Genomic DNA, 18,651 nt, shown 5'->3' with positions numbered 1-18,651 from the left:
TGTAAAAATGCGACACGCATAATCTATTGGTAGAAAATTGTAGAAAGGGCCATGTTTTCATTTTCTAAAAACTCGCTTGGATTAGTTTTCGTGAATTCTTTAAAGTCTTTTATGAAATGTGCCTGGTCATAGTATCCACTTTCATAGGCAATATGAGTTAGGCTCTCCGGCCCTTTATTGAGTAGCATGTTCAACGCAGCTTGCAAGCGAATTACTTTACCTAACTGTTTGGGACTGATTCCGATTTGATTTGAAAACTTTCTTTCAAGTTGTCTTCTTTTTGATAAATCGTTTTTCAAGATGCTGTTTATTGAAGAGTTACCCCTGGTTTCTAAAAGGGTGTCAATCGTGGTTTTCACGATATTATCGATAGTGTTTTTATCATTGAGTTTGTTAAATAGAAACTCCTCAATAATTTCAATTCGGAGCTGAGTATTGGTGGCACGAATAATTTTTTGTTCCAATTCCTTTGCTGGAATTTTCCCAAAAAGATCTTCAACTGGCGTTTCTTTGTCTGTCAAACTTTTGATAGGAGTGTTTAAAAAGTTGGCAAAACCGTATGGATAAAAACAGATGGCAAATGATCGAACATCTCCCGTTGGTTCGATGTAATATGATTTTGTTCTTTGCCCCATAACCATGGCACAGGGGTGTAGTATAAATTCGCTTTTAGATGTATATCGCTTAATCTTATCTCCAAGATTAAACGTCATTTCAATACAACCGTCAGGAATGAGTTTTTGTTTTTGGTTACTTGGATCAAACGGGACCTCTAAAGTCCAATAATATTTGACTAAAGCTCTTAAGTCTGGGTGTGGTTGAAATGTTTGATAATTCATTGACTATTTAGTTTTTTTAGAGTGATGTACATCGTGTGACCATCAAGAATATAGAGTAGAACGCACTGGACATTCCAAAAGCCAGTAATCACGGATCCAGGACAAAAAGATAAGGAATGAATAGCACTATGCTTTCTTTCACCTAAGAGCCAAGACCGATTTCTAAATTTAAATTATACTGGGTTGATTTTCCATAAACCAATGAACTTTCGAATTGAATCAAAGGAGCTTTTTTATCTATTGTTGAGTGCCGTTCTGTCGCGATAGATGGTACTGCTACCAACTACATCTTGTTTTAAAGTACGATTTTGATCATTGAAAATACGAAATACGCTTTTCTGACATATGATAAGAATATTTCGTTCGGTGAATAAGACTCGTTGGTCACAAGACCCGTAAGGGCATGAAGAATCACTTATTATTCAAGTTCAGAATATACTCAGTGGCGGCTTTTGAGTGAATCTCAGTTGTATTAAATATCGGAATAGATATATCAGCTTGAGTAATTAAAAGAGGAAACTCCGTGCAACCCAAAATTACACCTTCAGCACCAGAGTTGATCATTGACTTAATGAAGTCCAATACAAACTTTTTAGACGACATGATAATTTCTCCATAGGTCAACTCCTTCTGAATAATTCTATGCAATTCCTCAATAGTTTTACTGTCAGGAGGTACCAAAACATCAATATCGTATTTTGAAATTCTGCTGGTAATAAACTCTTCTTCCATCGAAAATTTTGTACCTAAGAAACAAACGCTACTGAGGTTCTGGCGCTTAATGACCCTGGCAGTTGCGTCTGCAATATGAATAATGGGTATACTCAATTGATCTTCCACTATTTCGAAGACTTTATGCGGAGTATTGGCACATAATAGGAGAGATTCAGCACCCGCTTTTTGCAGTCGCAAACCGCCATCAACAATCAGGTCGGCTATCTTCTCCCATTTATCTTCTATTTGATAGCGATGTACCAATGACTGATTAAGATTAAAAAGCAATAATGGAGGGTTGGTGTTGTCTCCGAAATAATCATTTACAGACTGATTTATATTTCGATAATATTCAGCAGTAGAATGCCATGAAGTTCCGCCGATTAAACCAAGTATTCGCATTTTTGTTTTATCCGTCATTCTTTGGCCTTCTTTAGTTTTCTTAAAAGTATCGTAGAGCGTAAATTCAAATCCGTTGTCCCCGAGTTGTAATTTCTTAATAAAATCACGCCATATTCAGATTCCTTTTCAAAAAGAAAATTGGCTCTATAGCCTGCGGTTCCACCTTGATGCCCGACTGTAGAAATAATACTGTCTTGGTATAGCGTAAATCCAATACCATAGTTTTCATGCCATTTTCCTTGAGGAGTTTGAGATGTTTGCATCAATACTAAATTATCATTATTCAATAGCTCGGAATAACCAATATTGCAGTGCATGAATTTGGCCAAGTCATTCGCGGTTGAAAAAATCCCTCCGTTAGGAACCGACCAACCTCTGCCAGAAAGCCGCTCTCTGGGTTTTCGATCATCAAAACCACCCATAGGTCCGCCCGACCTTCCATGAGCCAATTTATCCATTCTACCCTCTGGGATTAGATAGAAACTGCTATTCATGTTCAAGGGTTTGAATATTCTGTTTTCCATTAATTCTACAAATGGTTTGTTCGCTGCATTCGAAATGGCTAACCCAAGAATTCCAAAGCCAATATTTGAATAAGAATATTGCTGATTCGGAATTGACACGAAATGAGTCGCAGGAAGACATTCCATCAGCATAGATTCCCAATCATCGACATGACCTTTTCGAAAAGGTAATTTTGGCAGATGAGCTAATCCCGAAGTATGGCTGGCCAATTGACGGAATGTAAATTTAGTGGAGTCTGAGTACCCTTTTATTTTCTTAACCTCAGGTAGATATTTCTCAATGGGTTCATCTAACCCTATGATGCTATCTTGTACCAATTGCATCATAAGGAATGCAGTGAATGATTTAGAGATCGATCCAATGCGGTAAATATTACTTGTGTCAGCCTCTAAGTCTTGTAAATCGGATTTCCCAAATGCTTTCGAACGAATAACCTTATCCCCTTTGATAATTGCCATGGAAAAACTTCCATTAAGATTGTCATCTCGAAGATCTTTTTGCAGCTGCCATTCAAATTCATCAAGAATTAAATCTACGGTATTGACTATTTCCTTATCGGGAGTTGATGAGCTATTGCACCCATATAGGTTAAGGAACAATATCGATAATAAGATATTTTTCATGTATTAGAATTGATCATAACTATAAGATGATCACCTTTAATGCTTATCCCACTAATATATAGAGATAATAGCCATTTATGCCGGTTACTCCCTTTTTGGATTTGTACAAACGTAAGGTTTGTTGAGCGTCGATGAGGACGAAATGGCTTATGTAAAAGCCGTTTCAATACATTTTTACACCTTGTTGTGTGGCGTTTGTTTTATTTTTCAGTCAAAGGTGACGGGTATTGAATACCTGGCCTTAGTTGTCGTATCGCTCATATTTGTAAGTTTCCATAGGGGCATACTTTTTTCAAATTCAACTTTTAACTTTTCGAGATAAACTGTATCTATTTCGCAATCATCTTGGTCGTATTGTGAGGGTCTAAAATCGGGGTCAGAAATTTTTCCAATTGTGTCGACAGAGAAAATAACATGCAGTTTAACAGGGTTACACAGCTTTTTTAATTCCATAGTTTGTATAAACTCTGATAACGAAGTGGAAAAGGTTAGGTCGGAAATATCCTTGTTCAAAGAATGGGATGCATTATTATTTGTCAGATTTGGATCTGTCTTTTGATCTTTCGTTGATACACAGGACACTAATGTGCTGATGAATAAGAGAATTAGTAATGATTTCATATTTGGTGTCTTTAATGCCACACAACCATAAGGTAAACGCCATTAATGGCGTTTATCTCACTAAATATATAGAGATAATAGCCATTTACGCCCGTTACTTCCTTTTTTGGATTTGCACTAACGTGACGTTTTCACCATAATTGGCCTTGTGACCAACAAGGGCGCGAAGCGGGAGCTCCGCAGAAGTTTTGGATGTGTTGCGAATCCGAACCGATACTCCGTAGAATTTTTTAACCGCAATTGTGTAGTCCTAAAATAGCTTGACGGCAGTTCTCCGGTGGGGTTTTACATTTCTGATGCCTATGATCTCCTCTTTCAATTATATTTGAAGCTAAAAGGGTCAAATAAATCCCTGATTAGAAAGATTGAGCCAGTGACGCCAGGCGTCTGCTTGGAATCATGCCCTTGATTTTGATCGATTGCTCGTTCATAATGTAGCTCAGCTTACCTTCGGATTCATACACCACGGCATTGGCGCCCTTCTGGATGTGGCTTTTGTCCTCACTGACAAGTAATACGCTTGTTTGGTATAGACTGGCAAACAGTGGTTTCATCAGTCCTCCTTGTGCTTTGGATAGATACACTAGTTGACATTGGTCCGCATCCTTTGTGCTGGTCAATTTGATGACTTCCAGATTTTCTTTGCGAGCAGCAAACCGAACCAGCTCATCATAAATGGGTGAATCGCCTAAGACGCCTACCGTGATTTTATCCGGTGTGTCTGGCCATACGATGTATTCCGTGAATTTATAGATGAGCAACGCCTTGTGTTTGTCCATTTCGCCTGACCAGGCGGAAAAACTGAGTGTCATGCAAAGGGCAATGACCGTAATTGATTTCATAGCTGCAAGTTTTATTTAGATCCTAAAGCAAAGTCAGGTTTATGGTTGCGCAAAGGTGTTGAGCTTTGTGACCATGATCAATAGGGTATTCACCGAATTCTCTAGGGTAAATGCGTAAATTTTTGGTTACGCATAAACCAAAGGGTAATGCCTTCGCTTTTGTAATCCCAGGTGTGGTACACCTCAAAGCCATAGCGTTCATACACTCTTTTGTTCTGAGCGATGGATGTCTCTAGATAGATCGGCAGGTTTTGCCTTTTGGCTTCAGAGAAAACGACCTCTTTCAGTTCATGAGCGGCGCCTCGCCCTTTTCCTTTGTTGCTGACGCCAAAAAACCAGAAGTAGAGAAAATCACCTGATTTGGGCCTTTTGTTTTTGACATAAATGTCCCGTTTCAAAACCTTGAATATTCGCTCGATGCCTATGGCGGTGAAGGCTAGAACCAATTGATTCCAATAGTCCATTAAGGATTCCTTATGACTGTTGAACCGATAGCACACGGCTACACCTGTGCGATCAGCGGATAAGAAAATACCATCCTTTTTTAACGCCGTTCTGAAAACATATCTGGCAAGCCAGCGCATGCGTTGCGGTTCCTTTTTGTCGTTTTTGATGATTGAAAGTACGCTGGGATTGGAAGGAAAGGATTCTGCAATGATATCGATAATCAGTTCTTCATCCGCTTTGGTGGCTTTTTCCATTCAGGTCATTCGGTTTTAGAAGTGGCTAAATTAATCGTATGTTTCGAAATACCCAGATGGGGTAAAGGAGACTTCCTCAAAAGTCCACTTTGTTAGATGGATTTTTCCATTATCACATAATTTATTCCTCCTTTGTCAAATCTCTTTTCCGTCTGAATCATACCAAACCGTTCATAAAAATCGGTTTTATCGGCTCTGGCGTTACACCAAACCTTTGTAATTTCAGATTTAGCCAACTCAAGAAAAATATGGTTTAAGAGTTTCGAGCCGTAGCCTTTACCTTGTTCAGCATCTAAAGTTGCAAATTTTCTAAACTGAGCATGACCATCAGTAATGAATATAGAAATGACGGAAACCATTTGATCATTGACAAAAAGACCAAAGTGGGAGCCTTCCTTGTCATTCGGCAGCATAACATATGCAATCGATTCGTTTGGCCACATAGCTGCTTGCCTGATGCTCCAGGTCATTTCGTAAGAAATGCTTCTTATTTCCATTATAGTTCAGCTATTATTCAATCTAACGTCAGGACAAAGCGAAAGCCACGTTGTTTCACGCCAAGGCCTCATCCACAGGTGCTAGTTCGGACAGCTTGAATCTGCTTACACTATTTTTCAACTCCTTAGCTACGTGGGTCAATTGCTCGGATTTCTGACTGTAATTTTCCATGCCCGAGGAGAGTTCCGTAGCCGAACTTGCTACTTCTTCAGTACCCGCAGCTGTTTGTTCGGCAATGACTACTACTGACTCCGTGATAGATACTACTCTGCCAATGTTGGTTTGCTGAAGTTTAGTCGCATTTACAATTTCTTCTGAAAAAGAAAGTGTACTGCTCGTTGATTCTGTGATTTCCTTGAATACCTCAGAAGCCTGGCTAGAGGCTTGTCCGCCGACTTTCACACTTTGATTCATCGTTTCCATCACCTGAGCGGCTTGCTCCGTGTCTGTTTGCACGTCGGCCACCAGCGTTTCGATTTCTCTCGCCGAACTTCTTGAATCTTCAGCCAATTTTCTTATTTCTTCGGCCACAACAGCAAATCCCCGGCCTGCATCACCAGCCTGAGCGGCTTCAATCGCTGCATTCAAAGCAAGTAGGTTGGTTTGAGAGGCAATCTCAGTAATTACACCAAGCACCCTGGTAATCTCTTCTGACCTTTGTGTCAGGACCTTGATCGAATCATTGGTTTTGGCAGAATAAGAAGATATTTCTTCCATACTGGTGGCCACATTGTCCACCATTTCCTTTCCCTTTTTACTACTCTCTACACCAGACTTAGCTGCTTCGTTGATGTTGGATGCCGTATTGCCCATCTCATTAGAAGAATTGCGAATGCCTTCCACCAGATTGGACGACTCATCTACTTTTACCACTTGGTTTTGAGCACCAGAACTCATCTGGCCAATGGCGGAGGCAATCTCGCCTGTATTGGCAGTCATTTCTTCGCTTGCATTGAGCATCTCAGTAGAGGCTTCTTCCACCACTTGCGCACTGTCACTAATTTTCAATAAAAGCTTGTTCAAATTTGCTGTGGCTTTATTCAGGTTGCTCACAAGTGTGTAGATATCACCTTTGGATTCAAGCAGGTACTTGTGGGTCAAATCTCCTTCAGCCAGTGCAGTCACGATTTTGTTTACTTCTAAAATAGGTGTAGCGATCGAATGCAAGAGGTGATTGATGGCTTCACTGAGTTCGAACCAGGCACCCTCTTTAGCTTCTGTCGATATTCTAGCATCAAGTTTGCCGTCTTCTCCCGCAGCTTTTACCACTTCGTTGGTTTCATTGATTACTATTTTGAGGTTGGACCGCATGGAGAGCAGGGCATGACCAAGTACGTCGTCTTCGCTCAAGGCTTCAAAATGTGCTTCCAGATTTCCTTTACCAATTTCACTGGCAAATTCAGACGAAGACTTGAATCCCTGGATGAGCGAATTGATTCCATGACTCATTTCGCCAATCTCGTCTTTGTTCATTTTGGTAATGACCTCTGGGATTACACCAAGACGTATTTGAGCGATTTTATCCTGTAAAACCTTGATGGGTTTTGTGATATTGGAACCCAGCCAGTTAGAAATAATAAACCCAAAAATAGCACCTGCAATTCCGAGAAATAAGATGGCAAGGCCAAGGCTAGAAAAGGAATCCTCCATAGTAGCCGTTATGCTATTGGTCTCTTCTGACTTCATCAACATAATGGCATCCAATTTTTCAATCAATCCGTCACAGGGCGGGATGATGTTGCTTTCCACGAGGTCTTCACTTATGAAGAGTGTCATCGCATCATCGTAAGCTAAATCTGAGCTCAGATTTTCCATAACCGCACGCTGATCCGCAAGAACAATCTCAAAGGAGGTAATGATGGCATTCATTTCCTCAGCTTCCTGCGGTTGAGCATTAGCTATGATCGTTTGTATTTTTTTCTTTAGTTCAGGATAGGCCTTTTGATGGATGTTTCTGAGCTTTTCTTTGTCCTTTTTATACCGATTTACATAAACCCAGTTGGTGGAATAAGCTTTACTATCCTTGATGAGATTGCGAAAATCGCTATAGGTATTGATCGTAGGGTAGACCTCTTCCGTAACTTTGTTGAGCAGCCCAAGACTTTCGCGAAGTGTATAAGAAGTGTAGAGGCCATTGAGCACAATCACACCAATCAGTATAAAAAAACTGATCCTGATTTTGCGACTAATGGTAAAATTGAATTTGATCAGGCTTTTTAATTCTATCATACTGTTGGTTCTGTTTTGTCTTGATCTAACAAAATCAAGGCAGATCTAGTTTCGACTTATTTTTCGCGGTACAAAATAGCTCAAAAAATAACTTACGCAAATGTAAGATGGAGGTATATAGAAAGACAATAAGCGGAAGTACCCAATTTTCAACTAGGAGATTATACGGATAGGAATTAAATAATGAGTGATAGGGTGGCGTAAAGTCAAAATAAAAGAGAAGTGGCATGTTGAAATCGACTGAATTCAACATGCCGCTTACTCCAGTTTAAATCAGCCTTGAGGAGCAGGGGTATAAAAAAATTGTTCGGTTACAATTTTTCCATCTTTCACCTCATATACGCTGACTTCGTCAATGGTGATCTTTCCCATGCCTACAAAGTCTGCCTCCATCGTTGTAGTAAATGTGATAAATCTGTCAGCAACTAAAGGCTCAGAAATACTGATGCTGTGAACCTTTTCGACCATCTTGTCAAACTCTTCACCTTTTTTTGTGATGGCATCAATGCCTTCGGTCCGCTCATTGGGAGCGCCTGCCGGTTCGAGACTTACGGCATTTTCTGAATACAATTCCTGATGAGCTGCTGACCAGCTACCATTTCTACAGTGTTCTACTAATTTGTTTGCAATTTCCTGGATGTTCATAATTGATAAGTTTTGAATTTTGTAAAACTGATCCTACGATTCTTTATATCCAGAGATACGAAAATGCTGAAAAAAATGAGTGAATGTTTATGGAGGACAATACAGTTACAGAACATCACTTTTGATGACCATCAACTTCTCTCTGCTCATGTCATGCATAGAATGGGGAATGCTTCCCAATCCTAGTCCGGAGGAGTCCCGACCACCAAAAGGCATCCAGTCTACTCTGAAAGCCGTGTGGTCATTGACCATCACAGCCGTCGAATTGAGCTTTTTGACGGTGTCTAGCGCTACGTCAATATTCTTCGTAAATACGGAAGACTGAAATGCGAACTCCAGTGAATTAGCTCTGTCGATCGCCTCTTGCCGGTCTGTGTAACTATAGAGACAGACTACTGGGCCAAAGATTTCCTGAGAGGATACCTTGCACTTATCCGAGGGGTTCAACAGGAGGGTTGGTTCGTAGAAATAATCAGAAATCTTCTTTCCACCGCAGACCACCTTAGCTCCGCTTTCTCTTGCTTCTTCTACCCATTCATGCACCCGGTCTACTTCTTTAGGAAGAATTAGCGGTCCCAAATCGGTTTTTTTATCAAGAGGATCACCAGAAATGAGTGCACGTATCTGGCTATCCATTTCTTCAGTCACTTCATCGATAATCGACTCATGAACATACACGCGCTGAACCGACACACAAACCTGACCGGAGTGATAGTATCCGCCTTTAACCAAAGCGGGAATCATTGACTTGATGTCAGCATCAGGTTCTATGATCACCGGTGCTGCGCCACCATGCTCCAAGGCGCATCTTGTGCCTGGAGATAGCTTTGATCTTAGATACCAGCCTACTTTGGCCGATCCGATAAATGAGAAGAAATTGACTTTTGGACTTGTAACTAACTGCTCCGCTACTTCATTATCGCAAGGCATAGCAGTGCACCATCCTTTCGGCAAACCGGCAGACTCAAAGATATCCACGAGTAGCAAACAAGTGAGTGGAGTAGTAGGAGCAGGTTTTATAATTACAGGGCTGCCTACGGCGATGGCTGGAATGGTTTGATGTATTATCAGATTGATGGGATGATTAAAGGCGCTAACAGAGGCGACCACTCCTATGGGTTCTCTCATCGTATACGCCATACGATTGGCAGACGAAGCGGTATGCCCCATGGCTACTTCCTCACCTTTTAAGTGGCCGATATTTTCAATGGCCAGTTTCACGCCATTGATGGCACGCTTCATTTCTATTTCGGTGTCAACCCAGGGTTTGCCGCCTTCCTGAGCCGAAGTTTGAATGATCTCATCTGACCTTTCTTCCATCAGAAAGACAACATTTTCTAATATTTCAACTCTCTTGTGTTTGGGTAGCCATTGAGATTGGTCGAGGAAAAGAGCATGAGCGCGATCGATAGCTGCCGTCATTTCCTGGCTTGTGGCCAATGGTATCTCTTTGATTAATTTTTGGTCGAAGGGGGCATTAACTTCTAAAGTTGACATAGTAAATATTAGGGTTTTGCGTTTATAGTGCGTCTGCTTGTTCTTTGATTTTTACATTGAGTATGGCATGATTCAAGGAATAGTCCACCGGACAATCAATGACGTGAACACCTTCCGTATCCAAACACTTATTCAAGGTCTCACTGAAGTCCGCATCACTTGATATACGATGGCCTTGCGCACCATAGCTTTCTGCGTATTTTACAAAATCGGGATTTTGATAGTCCAGACCAAAGTTGTCAAAGCCCATGCCTTCTTGCTTCCATTTAATCATGCCGTAGGCATTGTCATTGAGGATGATGACTATAACATGCAATTTTTCTCTTACCGCAGTTTCCAATTCCTGAGAGTTCATCATAAATCCCCCGTCTCCACATACTGCGATCACTTTTTTGTCCGGGTGAATCAGTTTGGCAGCCAGGGCGGAGGGAAGACCAGCACCCATGGTAGCCAGGGCATTGTCAAGTAGGAGGGTATTGGATTCGTAGCATTTGTAGTTTCTTGCAAACCAAATTTTGTAGACACCATTGTCCAGCGTAACGATACCATCGTCCGGTAAGATTTCTCTTATTTGGTTTACAATACGCTGTGGAAGCATGGGATACCTCTCGTCCTTAAAATATTTGGTGATATGGCTCTCTACCTCATCGTGAACCTTGGTGTAATAACTAAAATCCCAATGTTTTTGTAAGTCTATCAGCCGGGTAATCTGCTCTACGGATTCGGCAATGTCCCCGACAACATTTAGCTGTGGAAAGTATACCTGATCCACTTCTGCGGAGAAAAAGTTGATATGAATGACTTTTTTCCTATCATGCTCCATAAAAAACGGTGGCTTTTCCACTACATCATGGCCTACGTTGATGATCAGATCTGCTTTGTTGATGGCATGATGCAGATAGTCATCGGCTGACAAGGCGGCGGTGCCTAAGAAGAGTTCTTGTCTTTCATCTAATACGCCTTTGCCCATCTGTGTATTACAGAAAGGTATTTTGGTCTCTTCTACGAAAGCCTGCAAGGCGGTGCGGGTTCGTTGTCGGTTGGCTCCAGCTCCAATCAATAGTAACGGCATCTTTGACGCTTCTATCATTTTCACAGCTTCTTTTACTGCCTTAACATCGGGCGAAGGCCTGCGAATGGTGTTCACCTCAAATACCTTCTCATCGCTTTCTTCTGCGGCTACATCTTCCGGTAGTTCTATATGAGCAGCACCCGGTCGCTCTTCCGATGCCAGTCTAAAGGCTTCGCGAACAATAGACGGGATATTGTTGCCACTGACTACTTGTCGCGTGTATTTTGTGATGGGCCGCATCATATCTACAACGTCCAGAATTTGAAATCTTCCTTGTTTACTTTTTTTGATCGGCTTTTGTCCGGTGAGCATTAGCATGGGCATGGCGCCTAGCTGCGCATAGGCTGCCGGAGTGACCAGGTTGGTTGCCCCCGGACCCAAGGTGGACAGACATACACCAGGTTTGCCAGTCAGACGGCCATAGGTAGCGGCCATAAAACCAGCCCCTTGTTCATGTCGGGTCAGAATGAGTCTGATTTTGGAATCTTTAAGCGAATTAAGAAGGTCCAGATTTTCTTCTCCTGGAATACCGAAAATATACTCTACACCTTCGTTTTCGAGGGCTTGTACAAAGAGGTCTGAGGCTTTAGTCATAGATCATTGTTTTGATAGATTGAATTTAAACATTAAGCCTGACTTGACAAATGCAGGCTTGAATTTAAAGGTGTTCTAAGGGCATTAAGTTCATTTTTGATTAAATTTTAGGATTAAATAGCATTCAATATGGAAAAACTCATTGACTTTTTCACACATGTCCCGCTCTGGTTTAGAGCTACCATACTTGTCGGCGGATTGGTTTTCTTTTGGATTTTAGAAGGTCTTATCCCACTATTTCGATTTCAATATAAGAAAGTCAGGCATGCAGGCATCAACCTGCTATTTACTCTTATGACTGTTATTATCGGTTTCGGGTTGGCTGGTGTGCTATTATATGTGTCAAACTACGTATCAAATCGTGAATTTGGTTTGCTGTATCTGGTTGAATTGCCCTTGTGGTTGCAAGTCATTGTGGGCGTGCTATTGTTGGATTTGATAGGTGCCTATTTTGTTCATTATGTAGAGCACAAGGTCAAATGGATGTGGAAGTTTCATTTGATACATCATTCAGATACGACCATTGATGTTACCTCAGGACTTAGACATCATCCGGGTGAAACGGTATTTCGAATTACGTTTACCATCATGGCGGTCATAGTCGTTGGCGCACCTATTGGTATCATTATGTTGTATCAAAGTTTGTCTGTTTTGTTTGCGCATCTCGAGCATGTGAACAGTTCACCATTTGGAAAGTGGGACAAGGCCATTTCTTATGTGCTGGTCACCCCAAATATGCACAAGGTTCATCATCACTACACACAACCATGGACCGATACTAACTTTGGAAATATCTTTTCAATATGGGATCGTTTGTTCGGTACCTTTCAACATGTAGACGATATGAAGGACGTCAAATTTGGAATAGATACCCACATGAAGCCAGAGGAAAATGATGCTTTGGGTAATTTGCTTGCTATACCATTTCAGAAATATCGCGTGCCTCCCGAATCAAAATTTGGTTCGGAATGAATAGTACCCAACCACCTTGTCTGTCAAATCACTAAACGACTTGTGATAAACAATGATATCGTAGTTGTTTTCGGTTTGATAGAATGATCCTTCAAAGTAGTAAGGGTCATTGTTTTTCAAATCGGCCCAATATAAATAGTCGTAGAGTCCTTGTTTTAGCAATACATCACAAGTGTAGGCCTGTAAAGAGTCATCATATTTCATCAGGCTTTTTTCGTCTTTATTATAATCATTAAATGCACCCAGAATATATACAGACCCTACTTGTCGGTCAGATTTCACCTGAAATTTTGTTTTGATGTAATCACATTCCAGATAATCAGCCAAAGCTTCAGTAGAAGCAATAATGAAACCTCCGTTTTTGTCAAGCATCTGTGAATAGGCTTGGTGCTTTCGACTCTTCCCTGGATTAACCGTGGCCTCTCTCGGGTTTGCGTCAGGGTTTACATTTGATACATAGGCCCCTCTGAAACTATAACTCCTTAAGTCGGCCATTCGGAACTCGTTACCTCCTTTGAAATTGTTTTCCATGTTGAAATGACGATATTCTAACAATGACTTATCCCTTCTTACCGCCGTCGGTTGCAGTCCCGTGAGCATATTGTCCCATCTCTGATTTTGTCTGATTACAATTTTAAACTCTGTACGAGGATTGGATACTTTAATTCGGCTATGAATGATATCAAAATCGATTTGCTGATTAAAGTCTCTCTGAATGACGCCAGTTGATATTCTTGTAGTTGGTTGAATGCTCACATTATTGTCAAAGACTATAAATCTTCGCGTAAAAAGGAGATCTTTTTCATCTCCATTTTGGTAAACCTGCACAATGTAATTGCCTGTGGTTTTTACTCTAGGGATATTAAACCAGTAGTTGACAAATAAGGTCTTGGTGTTGATTGAGTATTCAAAGTCACGTAAATCAAAGCTGTTGTAATCATAGAGAAACTCAATATCATTGAGTACAGATTTCGTCCAATCCGCATTGCAGTGTATGATTTTGACTTGAACATCGATGTATTCTTCGAGTAACAGGTCAAATTGCAGAAGCAAGGATTCAACATTGCCTCTGGGAACAATAGGTGCCTCTAACTCCTGATTGGGGTTGTCGGTAACAGGGTAGAGTTGCACAGTTCCCACAAAAGGCTGGAAGCTTTTGTTTTCGTATATTTTTTCTTTCGGCTGAGCCTGCAAGTTCGGGACAATTTTTGCTAGTAAAAGAAATATTAGGGTTATAGGTAGAATTGATTTCATAAAATAAGTATCCATAATTGAGGTAACGAAAGTAAGGCGTAATGCTTTTGAATAAAAAATAATTTTACTTCCAACCCTTTTACCAAACGGTGTGTCTTAACATCGAACCAAAACAACTAAGACTCCTGACCAGAATGGAGATAAACGAAAAGGAACTAATCAAGGGCTGTATAAAAGGAGACAGGCATGCTCAAGAGGAGTTGTATCTGCAATTTTCAAGAAGCATGTATGCGATTTGTCTCAGGTACACCAAGGCCCAGCAGGAGGCTGAGGACGTTTTGCAAGAATCGTTTATCAAAGTTTTCAAGCAAATAGGAAATTATAAGGGCGATGCGCCTTTAGTGTTTTGGATTAAAAAAATCGTGATCAATACAGCACTTAATGCCCAGCGAAGCAAGCTGTATCTCTATCCAATGGTAGATGTACAAGATTTGAAAGAGTCATCGGGGCAAGAAAGGGAGGTGGCTGACTATACTATGGAAGAATTGATGACCATGGTAAGGGCCTTGCCGGCCAGTAGTCAGGTTATTTTTAATCTCTATGCCATCGAAGGCTACAAGCATCATGAAATCGCTGAAATGCTTGAAATTTCAGTGGGAACTTCAAAGTCCCAGTATTCAAGAGCAAAGTTCCTGCTGAAGGAGCGAATGAAAGATAAAAACAAAAAATATGGAAAGGGCTAAAATGACATTCGAAGAGCAGTGGCACCAGGCCTTGGACAAGGCGGAGGTCGAACCACCTTTACAAGTTTGGGTGGCGATCGATGGTCAGCTGGCCAATGAGCAGGCTGTCGGCTTTAGAAAAGAAGCCTACTTCTATAAAAGGCTTGCTGCCGCTTGCTTGTTGCTATTTATTATTGGGGCTGCTTTTTATTGGCTGGGTGGTAGTTCAAAGATCGAATCAACGATCGTCGATGAGGGAGCTACCGAGACCTCGGCTCCAATAATAGATCAATCTCGTCCGTCAGTGCCACTTGTTGCCCTTGATGATGAAGAGGATGAAAATGTTGTTGACAGCCCAACAATTAAGAATCAGATTGTTGAAGAACGGTCTTTGAGTACTTCAAACGCTATGGCATCGAACGATCTCTCTCAAAATCCTGAGAAAATAAGTCAGTCTTCACCATCGGTAAATTTTGAGCGTGTCCAATTGACTTCACTGGCAGCTAAACGTGCTCTTTTTCCTAGCCAATTGGAACCCTGGAAATCAGACCATTTATATGGCGTGGCCAGAACCTGGGAAGTAATTGATGACGATAAGCTTGTGAGTCCCATGTGGGCAGGTGTGAGTTTTTCCGCCGGAGCATTTGATCCGGGCTTTGGAGGAAATTCAGGTGATGATTTGGTTTTTGCCAGTCAGGATAACTTCCTTTCGGAAAGTGTAGCTCAACCGATCCAAAATCAAACCAGTCCGGTCTATGCTGCAGGCCAGTCAGTAGCTGGAGGGATCAATATAGGAAAGAAGGTGTCCAAGCGTGTGATGCTGAGCGGAGGATTGCACTATAGTGCATTCAATACCGCGTCAGCCACAAGCCAGTTGGTAACTGATGGTGCAGAAAACACATACGCATTGACGAGCGAAACCAGTGACAGCAACCTGGAAAATGCGTTGAATCAGGGAGCATTGAGATATGACGGACAGCAAGTTCAGTTGACAAACGAATATCAGTATTTGACTGTACCAATAAAAGCAGGATATGTTTTGCTGGATAAGAAATTCAACATCACTTTAAATACAGGACTTTCAAGCAACATCAGAATGAATTCCAAGTTGGTCTCAGCCGGCGAATCTGAAGAATTGAGTAATGATTTTAGTACAGCTGATAGCTATGAAAATGTCTATTTCAATTTCTTGACTAGTGTGGAATTTGGATACCTATTCAAAAACCATTATCAATTTTTGTTAGAGCCAAACTACAATCAGGCATTGACCGATTTTACCAGCTCTGACAATCCAAATAAGGCTAAGCCTAGAAACATAGGTGTGTCCATAGGTTTTAGATACAACTTCTAAATATGATAATATGAAGACGAATAACACCCAATTGAAAAATCAAAAAATAGTAATGGGCAAGCTCATTGCATCGAGTCTGTTGTTTTTGCTCATGCTGTCGATATTGGCACAGGGATGCAAAGAGGCCTGTGAAACGCAAATGATTACCTATTACGAGCCTATTTACGCACCTAAGTCTGAGGTACTCAAGGATGCCGAATTTGAATCGGCGAGACCGATTGAAAACCCTGGGAAAATCTACTATAAAGATGAGTATCTGTTTATCAATGAAATAGAAAAAGGCATACATGTGATTGATAATAGAGACAGATCAAATCCAAAGGAAGTTGGGTTTATCAATTTGCCAGGTAATAAGGATTTAGCAGCCAAAGGCAATTTTCTTTATGCGGACAACTATGGTGACCTGGTGGTATTGGATATAAGCGATAAGGCCCGGATTCAGCAAGTAAATAGAATCGAAAATGTATTCGACGCCTACTACGCCTACAATGAAACTCATGGGCTATTGATCGCTTATGAGGAGGTTCAAGAGGAGGTAGAAGTTGACTGTGGAAATGGGAGCATCATGCCACATTATTATAACGACATGTTGTATGCCTCTTCAGCTGAAATATCAAATAGTTCCTCTGGGGGAAGCACCGGTATAGGCGGTTCTTTGGCTCGATTTACCATCACAAATGATTACCTGTACACCGTCAATGATTATCGTCTGAAATTATTTGATATCACCATTACTGACAGCCCGGTGGAAGGCAATTCAGTTGATTTAGGTTGGGGTATAGAAACTATTTTTCCTTATGGTGATAAACTGTTTTTTGGAGCTCGAAGCGGTATGCATATTTATGACAATTCTAATCCATCCGAGCCCGTCTTTGTATCCACATACGCGCATGTAAATACTTGTGATCCGGTAGTCGTACAAGGAGACTTGGCTTATGTCACCTTGCGCAATGGAACAGAATGCGAAACCTTCACCAATCAATTGGATGTAATTGACATTTCGGACGTAACGAATCCAGAGTTATTGATTAGTCATGATATGCAAAACCCTCATGGCCTGGGTATTAACGGGGACTGCTTGTTCATTGCTGAAGGAGACCACGGGTTAAAAGTATTTAATACCGCAGATCCGCTTTTGATAGGAGATCGGCTTACAGCACATCATGAAAATGTACATGCACTTGATGTCATTCCATTGGATGATGTGTTGTTCATGATAGGTAACGACGGGTTGCATCAGTACAGCTACGATTGCCAAAATGTATTTAACTATTTGAGTACAATTAGTTTCTAATGTTACGGTTTATTTGATTAGTAGAGGCTGGCCGGTGGTCAGCCTTTTTTATTGACAAAAATTCAATTCTCGAAATAGTAAGTGCATTTTTTGTCTGTTATATTTAGCCTCTTAAATAGCCAAATGGAATCAGACATTCATATTAGTTTTTGGGGCGTACTTGTTGCTTTAGGCTCATTTCATGGGATATTCCTTGCTATTGGCCTTTTTTCCAAAGATGAGAATAGAGCTGCAAATGCTCTTTTCGCTTTTCTGCTGCTGGTAGTTTCCTACAACTTGTTTGAATACACAATAGCCATCAGTCGTCTGTATGATAAGTTTCCTCATCTCATAGCCACCTCTTATCCCTTTTTGTTTTTGATGGGGCCATTTTACTTTTTTTATGTTAAAAAGTTGACAGTCAAAGATTTCATCATTCAAAAAAAGCAGTTGTTACATCTTTTGCCTGCAGTCATCTGTTTGTTGCTACTAACGCCTTTTTATCTGACCACTCCTGAATCAAAGATGGATTTTTTGAAGACGGAGGTTGGCGGTTCCGAAGACCATATAGAAATACCCTGGGGACAGTATTTGTTCATGGCCAGTCATTTTATTCAGACTTTTATCTATTTGTTGTTTTCTAAGCGGTTACTTAATAAACAAGAGACGGCCTATAAGGCCAATCTATCAGATAATAGCCTCATTAATTTTTCAATACTGAGACAAATGACGTCGGTTTTCTTTTGGTTCTTGGTAGGGTGCCTACTTGTGCTGGCACTTTTACCAGTTATCAAGCAATATAGAGTAGAAATGGATTACGTATTGGTATTGACCTTATCTGTACTCATTCATACTACTGGATATATTGCCTTGAAACAACCTCTTTTCTTCGGTTATCTGCTTGAACCGGAAGACAAAGAAAAATATGCCAGCTATAAACTAACCGAAGCTCAAAGTGAAGAGCTCTACAAGAAGATTGTCGATAAAATTGAACATGAACAATTATACCTGATTAGTGATTATAAAATTGCTGATCTGGCCACTGCTTTGGAGGTACCTATTCACTATCTATCTCAGGTAATTAATGAAACCACTGACAAGAATTTTTTTGAATTCATCAATTCTTTTAGAGTGAATAAGGCGCGCAAACTCCTTGCGGAAAATGGGAACTCTTATCTGAAGATCATGACAGTTGCCTTCGACTCTGGGTTTAATAATAAATCAACATTCAATAGGATCTTCAAAAAACATACAGGCTTTACGCCCTCCCAATACAAAGAAAAATTTCTTTAGACCACAATCGGGTCGTACTTTATAAAGTAGCACCCCTTTTGTCT

At 40.8% G+C, this 18,651-nt stretch carries 17 protein-coding genes; 5 read left to right on the top strand and 12 right to left on the bottom strand.

From position 1 onward, the window contains the following. Positions 1-23: 23 nt before the first annotated feature. From ABJD64_RS12730 to ABJD64_RS12680, 11 genes are all read right to left on the bottom strand, one after another. Positions 24-839: a helix-turn-helix domain-containing protein gene (locus tag ABJD64_RS12730; RefSeq protein WP_348179265.1), complete on the bottom strand. Its 816-nt coding sequence runs from the start codon at positions 837-839 to the stop codon at positions 24-26. Positions 840-1,250: 411 nt separating this feature from the next. Beyond that, positions 1,251-1,973 (bottom strand): amino acid racemase, encoded by a 723-nt coding sequence (locus ABJD64_RS12725; protein WP_348179264.1) that lies wholly within the window; start codon positions 1,971-1,973, stop codon positions 1,251-1,253. Further along, positions 1,970-3,103: a serine hydrolase domain-containing protein gene (locus tag ABJD64_RS12720; protein WP_348179263.1), complete on the bottom strand. Its 1,134-nt coding sequence runs from the start codon at positions 3,101-3,103 to the stop codon at positions 1,970-1,972. The genes ABJD64_RS12725 and ABJD64_RS12720 overlap by 4 nt, the downstream gene beginning before the upstream one ends. Positions 3,104-3,310: 207 nt before the next feature. Next, on the bottom strand, positions 3,311-3,724 hold the full coding sequence (locus ABJD64_RS12715; RefSeq protein ID WP_348179262.1) for a hypothetical protein: 414 nt from the start codon (positions 3,722-3,724) through the stop codon (positions 3,311-3,313). A 356-nt stretch (positions 3,725-4,080) separates the two neighbouring features. Continuing rightward, positions 4,081-4,566 (bottom strand): YfiR family protein, encoded by a 486-nt coding sequence (locus ABJD64_RS12710; protein WP_348179261.1) that lies wholly within the window; start codon positions 4,564-4,566, stop codon positions 4,081-4,083. A 101-nt stretch (positions 4,567-4,667) separates the two neighbouring features. Further along, a complete protein-coding gene (locus tag ABJD64_RS12705; RefSeq protein ID WP_348179260.1) occupies positions 4,668-5,267 on the bottom strand; it encodes a hypothetical protein in 600 nt (199 codons plus the stop codon). Between the two features lie 92 nt (positions 5,268-5,359). Beyond that, positions 5,360-5,764, bottom strand: coding sequence for a GNAT family N-acetyltransferase (locus ABJD64_RS12700; RefSeq protein ID WP_348179259.1), 405 nt, complete (start codon positions 5,762-5,764; stop codon positions 5,360-5,362). A gap of 55 nt (positions 5,765-5,819) precedes the next feature. Further along, complete coding sequence (locus ABJD64_RS12695; RefSeq protein WP_348179258.1) at positions 5,820-7,994, bottom strand: methyl-accepting chemotaxis protein; 2,175 nt, start codon at positions 7,992-7,994, stop codon at positions 5,820-5,822. A 273-nt stretch (positions 7,995-8,267) separates the two neighbouring features. Continuing rightward, positions 8,268-8,639, bottom strand: a complete 372-nt coding sequence (locus ABJD64_RS12690; RefSeq protein ID WP_348179257.1) for a nuclear transport factor 2 family protein — start codon at positions 8,637-8,639, stop codon at positions 8,268-8,270. Between the two features lie 105 nt (positions 8,640-8,744). Continuing rightward, entirely contained in the window at positions 8,745-10,136 is a 1,392-nt protein-coding gene (locus ABJD64_RS12685; protein WP_348179256.1) for an aldehyde dehydrogenase family protein, read from the bottom strand. 22 nt (positions 10,137-10,158) lie between these two features. After that, a complete protein-coding gene (locus tag ABJD64_RS12680) occupies positions 10,159-11,802 on the bottom strand; it encodes an acetolactate synthase large subunit (protein ID WP_348179255.1) in 1,644 nt (547 codons plus the stop codon). A gap of 129 nt (positions 11,803-11,931) precedes the next feature. Here ABJD64_RS12680 and ABJD64_RS12675 point away from each other — a divergent pair, with 129 nt between their 5' ends. Further along, the gene (locus ABJD64_RS12675) at positions 11,932-12,774 is read left to right on the top strand and encodes a sterol desaturase family protein (protein WP_348179254.1); all 843 of its coding nucleotides are present in this window, start codon (positions 11,932-11,934) and stop codon (positions 12,772-12,774) included. On the opposite strand, the gene ABJD64_RS12670 is transcribed toward ABJD64_RS12675, so the two are convergent. Further along, positions 12,754-14,028 carry a type IX secretion system plug protein domain-containing protein gene (locus ABJD64_RS12670; RefSeq protein ID WP_348179253.1) on the bottom strand — a complete coding sequence of 425 codons (1,275 nt, stop codon included), beginning with the start codon at positions 14,026-14,028 and terminating at the stop codon, positions 12,754-12,756. The two genes, ABJD64_RS12675 and ABJD64_RS12670, sit on opposite strands and share 21 nt — an antisense overlap. 134 nt (positions 14,029-14,162) lie before the next feature. Here ABJD64_RS12670 and ABJD64_RS12665 point away from each other — a divergent pair, with 134 nt between their 5' ends. The 4 genes from ABJD64_RS12665 (at position 14,163) to ABJD64_RS12650 (ending at position 18,607) form a co-directional block, all read left to right on the top strand. Beyond that, positions 14,163-14,711 (top strand): RNA polymerase sigma factor, encoded by a 549-nt coding sequence (locus tag ABJD64_RS12665; protein ID WP_348179252.1) that lies wholly within the window; start codon positions 14,163-14,165, stop codon positions 14,709-14,711. Beyond that, on the top strand, positions 14,698-16,041 hold the full coding sequence (locus tag ABJD64_RS12660) for a hypothetical protein (protein WP_348179251.1): 1,344 nt from the start codon (positions 14,698-14,700) through the stop codon (positions 16,039-16,041). The genes ABJD64_RS12665 and ABJD64_RS12660 overlap by 14 nt, the downstream gene beginning before the upstream one ends. A gap of 10 nt (positions 16,042-16,051) precedes the next feature. Beyond that, the gene (locus ABJD64_RS12655) at positions 16,052-17,335 is read left to right on the top strand and encodes a hypothetical protein (RefSeq protein WP_348179250.1); all 1,284 of its coding nucleotides are present in this window, start codon (positions 16,052-16,054) and stop codon (positions 17,333-17,335) included. Positions 17,336-17,458: 123 nt separating this feature from the next. Then, positions 17,459-18,607, top strand: a complete 1,149-nt coding sequence (locus ABJD64_RS12650; RefSeq protein ID WP_348179249.1) for a helix-turn-helix domain-containing protein — start codon at positions 17,459-17,461, stop codon at positions 18,605-18,607. The last annotated feature ends 44 nt before the right edge of the window (positions 18,608-18,651 follow it).

The organism is Reichenbachiella sp. (genome assembly GCF_039944555.1).
Classification (GTDB): Bacteria; Bacteroidota; Bacteroidia; order Cytophagales; family Cyclobacteriaceae; genus Reichenbachiella.
This window is presented reverse-complemented; position numbering and strand designations above follow the sequence as displayed.